The organism is Nocardioides sp. Z21_20 (assembly GCF_059766585.1).
The window spans coordinates 47102-58768 of the sequence record NZ_JCBAJX010000012.1; the positions used below are offsets into that span (position 1 = coordinate 47102).

The window sequence follows — 11667 nt, forward strand, 5'->3', positions numbered from 1 at the left end:
ATCCTGCCCTAGGGAGAGGGTGCGGAGGGGCTGGCTCATAGGCCGGGTTCTGTTCGCCATGCAGCCTCGCGACCACACGGTTGGCGACCATCCATCTAGGGCTGCCGTTGCCGACAGCCTCGGGCGATCTACCCGCGAGCTCGGGCGGGCCGCCCTCGAACACTCGCGCACCGCCCCTCCGGAGAGGGAACGGCTTCTTGATCTTGCTCCAGGTGGGGTTTACCTAGCCACTCCGGTCGCCCGGAGCGCTGGTGGTCTCTTGCACCACCGTTTCACCCTTACCGCCCGGCAAGCCGGGAGGCGGTCTGTTTTCTGTGGCACTGTCCCGCGGGTCACCCCGGGTGGGCGTTACCCACCACCTTGCCCTGTGGAGCCCGGACCTTCCTCGGCATCCTCGTGAGAGGACGACGCGGTCGCCCGGCCAGCCCATCCGCGTGAGTCAGGATAGGGGAAGAACGCGCCGGAGCATGACGTTGACCCCACGCCACCACACGGAGAGGACGACGATGGAGTACGACGAGCAGCTGCCGGCCCCCGCGGTGGTGTTCCCCGGCCAGGCCGACAGCCCGGTCGCGGCGTACCGGACCGCGCACGACCTGCTGGTCCGCCGCGCCCCGCGCGAGGCGCTGGAGATCATCGAGCCCGCGCTGGCCCAGGACCCCGACGCCACCGGCCTGCGCGTCCTCAAGGCATGGGCGCTGCTGATGCGCGCGAACCTGGTCAAGGCGGAGGCGGAGCTGCGCGACCTGGTCGAGCTGCTGCCCGACGACGACTGGGTCCGCCACGCGCTGGGCCGCAGCCTGGAGCGCCAGTCCCGGATGCGTGAGGCGCTGCCGCACCTACGCCTGGCCGCGGCGATGAGCGGCGACCCCGAGCACGAGCTGGCCGTGCTGCGCGTCGAGCGGCTGCTCGCGCAGAGCCCCGAGGGCTCCCTCGACGACCTGCGCTGAGCCGCGCGAAGGGCCCGGCCGGGCTCAGGGGTTGGTGAGCACCTCGGCGCCGGTCGCGGTGACCAGCAGCGTGTGCTCGAACTGCGCGCTGCGGCGCCGGTCGCGGGTCACCACCGTCCAGCCGTCGTCCCACATCTCCCACTCGTGGGTGCCCAGGTTGAGCATCGGCTCGATGGTGAACGTCATCCCCGGCAGGATCAGGTCGTCGTAGCCGGACTCGTCGTAGTGGGGGACCACCAGCCCGCTGTGGAACGACGTGCCGATGCCGTGCCCGGTGAACTCGCGGACCACCCCGTAGCCGAAGCGCTTCGCGTAGGACTCGATCACCCGGCCGATCACGTCGAGGCGCCGCCCCGGCTTGACCGCGCGGATGCCGCGCTCGAGCGCCTCGCGGGTGCGCTCGACCAGCAGCCGTGACTCCTCGTCGACGTCGCCGGCCAGGAAGGTGGCGTTGGTGTCGCCGTGCACCCCGTTGAGGAAGGCGGTGATGTCGATGTTGACGATGTCGCCGTCCTCGATCACTCGGCTGTCGGGGATGCCGTGGCAGACCACCTCGTTGACGCTCGCGCACAGCGACTTGGGGAAGCCCCGGTAGCCCAGCGTCGAGGGGTAGGCGCCGTGGTCGCAGAGGAACTCGTGCCCGATCCGGTCCAGCTCGTCGGTGGTGATCCCCGGCGCCACGTGGCTGCCGACCAGCTCGCGGGCCTGCGCGGCCAGCCGGCCGGCGGCGCGCATCCGCTCGATGGTCTCGGCGTCCTTGACCTCGCTGCCGGTGAACTTCGCGGGGGCGTCCTTGCCGACGTACTCGGGCCGGGGGATGTGGGTGGGCACGCGGCGCTGCGGCGAGATCGTGGCAGGAGCTATGGCGGACATGGGGGCGAGTGTAGTTTCGCCGCTATGAGTGACCCCCGCGAGTACTGGTTCTGCCTGACCCACCACGTGGTCGAGGAGCGCGACGGCTGCAAGAACGCCGACCGGCTCGGGCCCTACGCCTCCGCGGCCGAGGCCGCCCGGGCCCTGGAGACGGTGGCCGAGCGCAACGAGTCGTGGGACAACGACCCCGACTGGAACGACGACGTCGACGGCGAGCCCGGCCCCGAGCCCAAGGCGTGAGCCGCAACACCGCGGCGCCGCCCTGGCCGTTCCTGGGGATGGGCGGTCTGGCCTGCATGTTCTTCGTGTACGCCGCCAGTGGAGCCGTCGCGCCCTGGTGGGGCGTCGCCGCTCTCCTGGCGCTCTGGCTGGTGCTGCTCGTCCTGGGCGCCCGCTGGTGGACGCCGCACCCGGTCCGGGTGGCGGCGCTGCCGCTGGTCGCGCTGCTCGCCTGGATCGGCGCGATCGCGGCCGGCGCGCTCTGGTGGGGCTGGGGGGCCTGAGCCCTCTCAGCGCTGCGGCGAGACGCGCAGCACGGCGTCGTTCGACCCGTTCGACGTGGTCACCAGCAGGTCGCCGTTCGGCGCCCGGGTCACCGAGCGCAGCCGGCCCAGGGTGCGCAGCGCCCGCGGAGCCCGCGCCCACCGCAGCTTCCCGGCGCGGTCGAACTTCATGAAGACCAGCCGCTCGCCGGCCAGCGCGGCCACCGCGAGCGTGCCGTTGTAGGCGCCCCAGCGCTTCCCGCGCACCCACGCCGCCCCGGAGGTGGCGATGGTGGGCGTGCCCGAGCGCCAGCGGGCCGCGACCTGACGACCCGGCAGCGACTGGTCGGTCATCGGCACCGACTCGTTGTAGCCCGGCACCGGGTTCCAGCCGTAGTTGCCGCCCCGGCGCAGCCGGTTGACCTCGTCGTCGCGGTAGCTGCCGTGCTCCACCGACCACAGGCTGCCGTCCGCGCGCTGGGCGAGCCCCTGGACGTTGCGGTGGCCGTAGGTGAACACGTAGCGGCGGTTCTTGTTGCCCGACTTCGCCCACGGGTTCTGCGGCCACGGCGCCCCGGTCATCCGGTTCAGCCGCAGCACCTTGCCGCCCAGGGAGCCGAGCCGCTGGGGGTTGTGGCCCACCCCGGCGTCGCCGGTGCCGACCAGCAGCGCGCCCTGGCGGGTGATCAGCAACCGACAGCCGCCGTGGCGCCCGGTGGTGGCCGGCAGCCCGGCCAGCAGGGTCCGGCTGAGCGTCGCTCGGCTGCCGTCGGCGCTCAGCGTCCACGCCGTGACGCGCACGTCGTTCCCACCGCCGGAGCGGTAGCCGCCCGCGCAGGTGTAGAAGCGCCGGTTGGTGCCGAACCCCGGGTCCACCGCCAGCGACATCAGCCCGGTCTCCCCGCTGGCCCACACGGTGCCGGAGGGGAAGGCGACCGGCGTGGTCCGGCCATCGGCGTGCAGCAGCAACCGCTTGGACTCGCGCTCGGTGATCAGCAGGTCGCCACCGCCGATGGTCTGCACGTCCCAGGGCAGCGTCAGGCCGCCCACGGCACGCGTCACCGACAGTGCCGGGGCCGCGGCCCGCTGCACTGCCGGCGCAGTGTCTGGTGGCGCGACGGCCACCGCCGGGGTGAACGAACCGACCAGGGCGAGGGTGAGGGCTCCGAGTGCCAGGCGCATGTGACCCAGGTTACGGCCTCAGAAGGTGTGCTCGGGACCGGGGAAGGTGCCGGCCTTGACGTCCGCGGCGTACTCGCGTGCCGCCGCCAGCAGCACCCCGTGCACGTCGGCGTACTGCTTGACGAAGCGGGGCATCCGCCCGGTGCGCAGCCCGAACGCGTCCTGCCAGACCAGCACCTGCCCGTCGCAGCGCGAGCCCGCGCCGATGCCGATGGTGGGGATCGACAGCGCCTCGGTCACCTGGGCGGCCACGTCGCCGGGCACCATCTCCATCACCAGCGCGAACGCGCCGGCCTCCTCGAACGCGCGCGCCTCCTCGATGATCCGCGCCGCGGAGTCCCCGCGGCCCTGGACCCGGTAGCCGCCGAGGTTGTGCTCGGACTGCGGGGTGAAGCCGATGTGCGCCATCACCGGGATGCCGCCGTCGGTCAGCAGCTTGGTCTGCGGCGTCATCGCGACCCCGCCCTCGAGCTTGACCGCGTGCGCGAGGCCCTCCTTCATGAACCGCGCCGCGGTGTGGAAGGCCTGCTCGGGGGAGGCCTGGTAGGAGCCGAACGGCAGGTCGGCGACGACCAGCGCCCGGTGCGCGGAGCGGGCCACGGCGCGGGTCAGCGGGATCAGCTCGTCGACGGTCACCGGCAGCGAGGTCTCGTTGCCGTAGACGTTGTTGGAGGCGCTGTCGCCGACCAGGAGCACCTCGATGCCGGCCTCGTCGAAGGTCTGCGCGGCGTACTGCTCGTAGGCGGTCAGCATCGCGAAGCGCTCGCCGCGCTGCTTCATCTCACGCAGGTGGTGGGTGCGGATCCGGCGGATCGGCGCCGGTGTGCCGGCCGGCTTCGCGGGCCCGGTGCCGTACGGCGCGGCTACCTCGCCGCTCGCTGCCGAAGCGGCGTTCTGCTCGCTCATGGGGTTCACCTCGTGTGCTCTCGCGGCTCCCGGGTGGAGTCCACGGACCACCGACAGGCTAGTCCCGGGCGGCTGCCGATGGGCTGTGGCGACGCTCACGCCGGGTTTCGTGGGACAGGCCACGTGACACACTCGCCGGCGTGGACTTCTACTCGGCCTACGCCCATGGCTTCGCCCGCGTCGCGGCGGTGACGCTTCCGGTCTCGGTCGCCGATCCCGCCACCAACGCGGCGCGCGTCCTGGAGCAGGCACGCGCCTGCCACGACGAGTCCGTGGCGATCGCCGTCTTCCCGGAGCTGTGCCTGACCGGCTACTCCAGCGACGACCTCTTCCTGCAGGACACCCTGCTGGAGGCAACCGAGGCGGCGCTGGCCGAGATCGTCGCGGCCTCGGCCGACCTGATGCCGGTGCTGGTCGTGGGCGCCCCGGTGCGCGCCGGGCTGCGGCTGCTCAACGCCGCCGTGGTCATCCACCGCGGCGAGATCCTCGGCGTCGCCCCGAAGTCGCACCTGCCGAACTACCGCGAGTTCTACGAGCGCCGCTGGTTCGCCCCCGGCGACGACCTGCGCGGCGCCACGATCACCCTGGCCGGACGCGAGGTGCCGCTCGGGCCGGACCTGCTCTTCGCCGCCGGCGACGTGCCCGGCCTGGTCCTGCACGTCGAGATCTGCGAGGACCTGTGGGTGCCGATCCCGCCCAGCGCCGAGGCGTCGCTGGCCGGGGCCACCGTGCTGGCCAACCTGTCCGGCAGCCCGATCACCATCGCCCGGGCCGAGGACCGCCACCTGCTGTGCCGCAGCGCCAGCTCGCGCTGCTCCGCGGCGTACGTCTATGCCGCCGCCGGGCAGGGGGAGTCCACCACGGACCTGTCCTGGGACGGGCAGACGATGATCTACGAGAACGGCGACCTGCTCGAGGAGACCGAGCGGTTCCCCGACGGCCCCCGCCGCTCGGTGGCCGACATCGACGTGGACAAGCTGCGCCAGGAGCGGCTGCGGATGGGCACCTTCGACGACAACCGCCGCTCGTTCGCGGACCGGATCGCCGAGTTCCGCACGATCGGCTTCCTCCTCGGCGCCCCGAGCGGGGACATCGGCCTGCGCCGCAAGGTCGACCGCTACCCCTTCGTCCCCGACGACGTGGAGCGGCTGGCCCAGGACTGCTACGAGGCCTACAACATCCAGGTCTCCGGCCTGGAGAAGCGCCTGGAGTCGATCGGCCAGCCGAAGATCGTGATCGGCGTCAGCGGCGGCCTCGACTCCACCCACGCGCTGATCGTGGCGGCCAAGGCGATGGACCGCCTCGGGCGCCCGCGCAGCGACATCCACGCCTTCACGCTGCCCGGCTTCGCGACCGGCGCCACCACCAAGGGCTACGCCACCCGGCTCTCGGAGTCGCTGGGCGTGACGTTCGAGACCATCGACATCACCCCCGCGGCCCGGCAGATGCTCGACGACCTCGACCACCCCTTCGCTGACGGCGAGGAGGTCTACGACGTCACCTTCGAGAACGTCCAGGCGGGCCTGCGCACCGACTACCTGTTCCGGCTCGCCAACCACCGCGGCGGCATCGTGCTGGGCACCGGCGACCTCTCCGAGCTGGCGCTGGGCTGGTGCACCTACGGCGTGGGCGACCAGATGTCGCACTACAACGTCAACGCCGGCGTGCCCAAGACCCTCATCCAGCACCTGATCCGCTACGTCATCGAGAGCGGGCAGTTCACCGACGAGACCAACGAGGTGCTGCGCGACATCCTGGCCCTGGAGATCACCCCCGAGCTGGTGCCCACCCGGGAGGGCGAGAAGCCGCAGGCCACCGAGGACTCCGTCGGTCCCTACGCGCTGCAGGACTTCACGCTCTACCACGTGATCCGGCGCGGCTACCGGCCCAGCAAGATCGCCTTCCTGTCCTGGCACGCCTGGCGCGACGCCGCGGCCGGCGAGTGGCCCCCCGGCTACCCCGAGGACCGGCGCAAGGCCTACGACCTGGCAGAAGTGAAGAGCTGGATGGAGGTCTTCGTCAAGCGGTTCTTCGCCTCGCAGTTCAAGCGCTCGGCGCTGCCGAACGGGCCGAAGGTGTCGCCCGGCGGGACCATGTCGCCGCGGGGCGACTGGCGGATGCCGTCCGACGCCAGCCCCGCCGCCTGGCTCGCGGAGCTGGAGAACGTGCCCTCCGGCGAACCGCGGTGAGGCATACGCCATAGTTGCTCCATGGGCAAGCAGGAAGACTTCGTTCTCCGCGCTCTTGAAGAGCGCGACGTCCGCTTCGTGCGGCTGTGGTTCACCGACGTGCTGGGCTACCTCAAGTCCGTCGCGGTGGCCCCGGCCGAGCTCGAGGGAGCCTTCGAGGAGGGCATCGGCTTCGACGGCTCCGCGATCGAGGGCTTCGCCCGGGTCTACGAGGCCGACATGCTCGCCATGCCCGACCCCTCGACGTTCCAGATCCTGCCCTGGCGCAGCGGCGACGGCCCCTCCACGGCGCGGATGTTCTGCGACGTCGTGATGCCCGACGGCAGCCCGTCGTACGCCGACCCGCGCTACGTGCTCAAGCGCACGCTGAGCGCCGCGGCCGACAAGGGGTTCACGTTCTACACCCACCCCGAGATCGAGTTCTACCTGTTCAAGGACACCCCCGAGCCGGGCAAGGACCCGGTGCCGGTCGACCGCAGCGGCTACTTCGACCACACCGCGCAGTCGATGGGCGCCGACTTCCGCCGCGAGGCGATCGGCATGCTCGAGTCGATGGGCATCTCGGTGGAGTTCAGCCACCACGAGGGCGGCCCCGGCCAGCAGGAGATCGACCTGCGCTACGCCGACGCGCTGAGCACCGCCGACAACATCATGACCTTCCGCACCGTCATCCGTGAGGTCGCGCTGAGCCAGGGCATCTGGGCCTCGTTCATGCCCAAGCCCTTCACCACCCACCCCGGTTCGGGCATGCACACCCACGTCTCGCTCTTCGAGGGCGACCGCAACGCCTTCTACGAGCCCGGCGCCGAGTACCAGCTGAGCCGCACCGGTCGCCAGTTCATCGCCGGCATCCTGCGCCACGCGCCGGAGATCTCCTGCGTCACCAACCAGTGGGTCAACAGCTACAAGCGGCTGATCGGCGGCGGGGAGGCCCCGTCGTACATCTGCTGGGGCCACAACAACCGCTCGGCGATGATCCGGGTCCCCATGTACAAGCCCGAGAAGGGCCAGTCCACGCGCATCGAGCTGCGCACCCTCGACGCCGCCTGCAACCCCTACCTGGCGTTCGCGGTGGTCCTGGCCGCCGGCATGAAGGGCATCGAGGAGGAGTACGAGCTGCCCCGCGAGGCCGAGGACGACGTCTGGTCGCTGACCGAGCGCGAGCGCAAGAGCCTCGGCATCGAGCCGCTGCCCAAGTCGCTCGCCGAGGCGATCGCCGTCGCCGAGTCCTCCGAGCTGCTGGCCGAGACCCTCGGTGAGCACGTCTTCGACTTCTTCCTGCGCAACAAGCGCGCGGAGTGGGAGGAGTACCGCGGCCAGGTCAGCGTCTTCGAGCGCGACCGGATGCTGCCGGTCATCTAGGTTGACCCGGTGAGCCCGTCCCCTCTCGTCCTGGTCGTCGAGCACGAGGCCGCCTGCCCACCCGCCCGGTTCGGCGCCTGGCTCCAGGCGGCCGGCTGCACCCTCGAGGTGTGCCGCCCGTACGCCGGCGACGCGCTGCCGTCACGGGTCACGTCGTACGACGCGGTGCTGGTGCTGGGCGGCTCCATGTCCGCCCTTGACGACGACCGGTTCGGGTGGCTCGCGCCGCTCAAGCAGCTGATCCGCGACGCGGTGGCCGCCGGCGTGCCGACGCTCGGGATCTGCCTGGGCCACCAGCTGATCGCGGTGGCGCTCGGCGGCGACGTCGCCCGCAACCCGCGCGGGCAGCAGACCGGCCTGCTCGACGTCGGCTGGACGGACCGGGCCGCCGCGGACCCGCTGCTCGGCGCGGTCGCCAGCGAGCGCCGCGGCGTGCAGTGGAACAACGACCTGGTCAGCGCGCTGCCCCCGGGCGCGAGCCTGCTGGCCGCCACGACCCACGGGGAGATCCAGGCGGCCCGCTTCGGGCCCGCCGCCTGGGGCGTCCAGCTGCACCCGGAGGCGGACGCCGCGGTCGTCTCGGCCTGGGCCGACGGCGACCGCGCTGACCACCTCGAGCGCGGGGTCGACACCGACGCCCTGCTGGGCGCCATCGACCGGGCCCACGACGAGCTCGAGAGCGCCTGGCAGCCGCTGGCCGCCCGGCTGGCGGACCTGGCAAGGGCCGGAGGCGTGACGCCCCGATGAGCCCATGGAAGGGGAGCCGCCGCGACCTGCTGCGGCTGGGGTTCCGCGACGTGGATCGTGCCCGCGACGGACTCGACCGGCTCGGCGAGGCCGCCGGCCCGCTGAGCACGATCCTGGGCTGGTGCGCCGACCCCGACCTCGCGCTGGGCCGGCTGCTGGACCTCGGCGAGCAGGTCGAGGACCCGGACGAGCTGCTCGAGGAGCTCGTCGACGACGAGGGCACCGCGATGCGGCTGCTCGCGGTGCTCGGCGCCAGCGAGGCGCTCGGCGAGCACCTGCTGCGCCACACCGAGCACTGGCGCGAGCTGACCGACCCGCTGCTGGGCTCGTGCCGCCCCGCCGCCTGGGCGGTGCGCGCCGCCCTGCTCGAGGCCGTCGGCGCCGATCCGTCCTCCTCGACCCCGGTGGCGACGCTGGGCGACCCGCACGCCGCGGACGCCTTGCGGGTGGAGTACCGCCGGATCCTGCTGCGCCTGGTGGCCCGCGACCTGGCCCACCACGTGGGCGTCGACGACGTCGCCGCGGAGCTCTCCGACCTCGCGGCCGGCACCCTGGAGGCCGCCCTGGCCGTGGCCCGCGCCCGCGTCGGCGAGGCCGCGTCGCTGACCCGGCTCGCGGTGGTCGCGATGGGCAAGTGCGGCGGCCACGAGCTCAACTACGTCTCCGACGTCGACGTCGTCTTCGTCGCCGAGCCGGTCGAGGGCGCCGACGACAACGCCGCGCTCAAGGCCGCCACCCAGCTGGCCGCCCAGCTGATGCAGATCTGCTCCGACCACACCGCCGAGGGGACGATCTGGCCCGTCGACGCCGACCTGCGCCCCGAGGGCAAGCACGGGCCGCTGGTGCGCACGATGGCCAGCCACCGCGGCTACTACGAGCGCTGGGCCAAGACGTGGGAGTTCCAGGCGCTGCTCAAGGCGCGTCCGGTGGCCGGCGACCTCGCCCTGGGCCGCGAGTACGTCGAGATGATCGAGCCGATGGTCTGGGCGGCCGCCGAGCGCGAGGGGTTCGTCGAGGACGTCCAGGCGATGCGCCGCCGGGTGCTCGCGCACATCCCCTCCCACGAGGTCGAGCGTCAGCTCAAGCTCGGCTCGGGGGGACTGCGCGACGTCGAGTTCGCCGTCCAGCTGCTGCAGCTCGTGCACGGCCGCGCCGACGACCGGATCCGCTCCGGGGCCACGCTGAGCGCGCTGGCCCAGCTGACCCGCGGGGGCTACGTCGGGCGCGAGGACGGGGACTCCCTGCACCAGGCGTACGCGTTCCTGCGCACCCTCGAGCACCGCATCCAGCTGCACCAGCTGCGCCGTACCCACGTGCTGCCCGAGGACGAGGGCGCGCGCCGTCGCCTCGGCCGCTCGCTGGGGTTCTACAAGGACCCCGTCGCCGAGCTCGACGAGAAGTGGCGCCACCACCGCCGCGAGGTGCGCCGGCTGCACGAGAAGCTCTTCTACCGTCCGCTGCTGACCGCGGTCGCGCGGATCCCCGGCGCGGGGGCGCGGCTGTCGCTGGAGGAGGCCGGCAAGCGGCTCTCCGCGCTGGGCTACCTCGACCCGCCCGGTGCGCTGCGCCATCTCGAGGCGATGACCAGCGGCCTCTCGCGGACCGCGTCCATCCAGCGCACGCTGCTGCCGGTGATGCTCGAGTGGTTCGCCGACGCGCCGGATCCCGACGCCGGGCTGTTCGGCTTCCGCCGGATCAGCGAGACGCTGGGCAGCAGCCACTGGTACCTGCGGCTGCTGCGCGACGAGGGCGCGGTCGCCGAGCGGCTGGCCAAGGTGCTGGCCAGCTCGCGCTACGCCACCGACCTGCTCGAGCGCGAGCCGCAGGGCGTGCGGATGCTCGGCGAGGACCTGACCCCGCTCAGCGCCGAGGCGCTGACCACGGAGATGCTCTCCTCGGCGCGGCGCCAGGAGGACCCCGAGACGGCCGTGCGGATGATCCGCGCGATCCGGCGCCGCGAGCTGTTCCGGATCGCGGTCGGCGACCTGCTCGACCTCACCGACGTGCCCGCCGTCGGCATCGGGCTGTCCCGGCTCACCGACGCCACGCTGGAGGCCACGCTCGAGGTCGCCACCCGCTCCGTGCTGGCCCAGCGCGGACTGAGCGAGGCGCCGGCCCGGATCGCGATCGTGGCGATGGGGCGCTACGGCGGCTTCGAGCTGTCCTACGGCAGCGACGCCGACGTGATGTTCGTCCAGGAGCCGGTCCCCGGCGCCGACGCCCAGGTCGCGGCGTCGTTCGCCCAGACGGTCGCCAACGAGCTGCGCCGGCTGCTCGCCGTACCGGCCACCGACCCGCCGCTGGAGGTCGACGCCGACCTGCGTCCCGAGGGCAAGCAGGGGCCGCTGGTCCGCACGCTGGCGTCCTACGCCGCCTACTACGCGAAGTGGTCGCAGGTGTGGGAGTTCCAGGCCCTGCTGCGCGCCGACGCGGTGGTCGGCGACCCCGGCCTGCGCGAGCGGTTCACCGCGCTGATCGACCCGCTGCGCTATCCCGCGGACGGGCTGGCCGAGGACGACGTGATCGAGATCCGCCGGATCAAGGCGCGCGTCGACCACGAGCGGCTGCCGCGCGGCGCGGACCCGCACACCCACCTCAAGCTCGGGCGCGGCGGCCTGGCCGACGTGGAGTGGACCGTCCAGCTGCTCCAGCTCCAGCACGCCGGGCGGGTCGAGGGCCTGCGCACGCCGCGGACCCTCGAGGCGCTGGAGGCGGCGCGCGAGGCCGGACTCGTCACCGACCAGGACGCCCAGGAGCTGACCGCCGCCTGGCGGTTGGTCAGCGACGTGCGCAACTCCCTGACGCTGGCGCGCGGCAAGCCCGCCGACCAGCTGCCCCGCGACCACCGGGAGCGGACCGCCCTGGCCCACCTGCTCGGCTACCCGCCCGGCAGCAACGACGAGATGGTCAACGACTACCTGCGCACGACCCGGCGCGCGCACGCGGTGGTCGACCGGGTCTTCTGGGGCTGAGGGG

The 11667-nt window shown here is 72.9% G+C and carries 10 protein-coding genes and 1 other RNA gene; 7 read left to right on the forward strand and 4 right to left on the reverse strand.

Annotation, left to right across the window (positions count from 1 at the left end):
• Positions 1 to 22 precede the first annotated feature (22 nt).
• An RNA gene (rnpB, locus tag AC6EH9_RS16375) (RNase P RNA component class A) lies at positions 23 to 429 on the reverse strand.
• A 38-nt stretch (positions 430 to 467) separates the two neighbouring features.
• Between rnpB and AC6EH9_RS16380 the strand changes: the two genes are divergently transcribed.
• The gene (locus AC6EH9_RS16380) at positions 468 to 950 is read left to right on the forward strand and encodes a tetratricopeptide repeat protein (RefSeq protein WP_498424569.1); all 483 of its coding nucleotides are present in this window, start codon (positions 468 to 470) and stop codon (positions 948 to 950) included.
• Between the two features lie 24 nt (positions 951 to 974).
• On the opposite strand, the gene map is transcribed toward AC6EH9_RS16380, so the two are convergent.
• Entirely contained in the window at positions 975 to 1823 is an 849-nt protein-coding gene (gene map / locus AC6EH9_RS16385) for a type I methionyl aminopeptidase (RefSeq protein WP_498424570.1), read from the reverse strand.
• Positions 1824 to 1847: 24 nt separating this feature from the next.
• Here map and AC6EH9_RS16390 point away from each other — a divergent pair, with 24 nt between their 5' ends.
• The gene (locus AC6EH9_RS16390; RefSeq protein ID WP_498424572.1) at positions 1848 to 2063 is read left to right on the forward strand and encodes a hypothetical protein; all 216 of its coding nucleotides are present in this window, start codon (positions 1848 to 1850) and stop codon (positions 2061 to 2063) included.
• Positions 2060 to 2326, forward strand: a complete 267-nt coding sequence (locus tag AC6EH9_RS16395; protein ID WP_498424573.1) for a hypothetical protein — start codon at positions 2060 to 2062, stop codon at positions 2324 to 2326. Before AC6EH9_RS16390 ends, AC6EH9_RS16395 begins: the two co-directional genes overlap by 4 nt.
• Before the next feature lie 6 nt (positions 2327 to 2332).
• Here AC6EH9_RS16395 and AC6EH9_RS16400 read toward each other — a convergent pair whose 3' ends face one another.
• Positions 2333 to 3487: a PQQ-dependent sugar dehydrogenase gene (locus tag AC6EH9_RS16400; protein ID WP_498424575.1), complete on the reverse strand. Its 1155-nt coding sequence runs from the start codon at positions 3485 to 3487 to the stop codon at positions 2333 to 2335.
• 18 nt (positions 3488 to 3505) lie between these two features.
• Complete coding sequence (panB, locus tag AC6EH9_RS16405) at positions 3506 to 4393, reverse strand: 3-methyl-2-oxobutanoate hydroxymethyltransferase (protein WP_498424577.1); 888 nt, start codon at positions 4391 to 4393, stop codon at positions 3506 to 3508.
• Between the two features lie 140 nt (positions 4394 to 4533).
• On the opposite strand from panB, the gene AC6EH9_RS16410 reads away from it, so the two are divergent.
• From AC6EH9_RS16410 to AC6EH9_RS16425, 4 genes are read left to right on the forward strand one after another with little or no spacing between them, the layout of a single operon-like run.
• A complete protein-coding gene (locus AC6EH9_RS16410) occupies positions 4534 to 6582 on the forward strand; it encodes an NAD(+) synthase (protein WP_498424579.1) in 2049 nt (682 codons plus the stop codon).
• 21 nt (positions 6583 to 6603) lie between these two features.
• A complete protein-coding gene (locus AC6EH9_RS16415) occupies positions 6604 to 7944 on the forward strand; it encodes a glutamine synthetase family protein (RefSeq protein ID WP_498424580.1) in 1341 nt (446 codons plus the stop codon).
• Positions 7945 to 7953: 9 nt separating this feature from the next.
• Entirely contained in the window at positions 7954 to 8691 is a 738-nt protein-coding gene (locus tag AC6EH9_RS16420) for a type 1 glutamine amidotransferase (protein WP_498424582.1), read from the forward strand.
• Positions 8688 to 11663, forward strand: a complete 2976-nt coding sequence (locus tag AC6EH9_RS16425) for a bifunctional [glutamine synthetase] adenylyltransferase/[glutamine synthetase]-adenylyl-L-tyrosine phosphorylase (protein ID WP_498424584.1) — start codon at positions 8688 to 8690, stop codon at positions 11661 to 11663. Before AC6EH9_RS16420 ends, AC6EH9_RS16425 begins: the two co-directional genes overlap by 4 nt.
• The last annotated feature ends 4 nt before the right edge of the window (positions 11664 to 11667 follow it).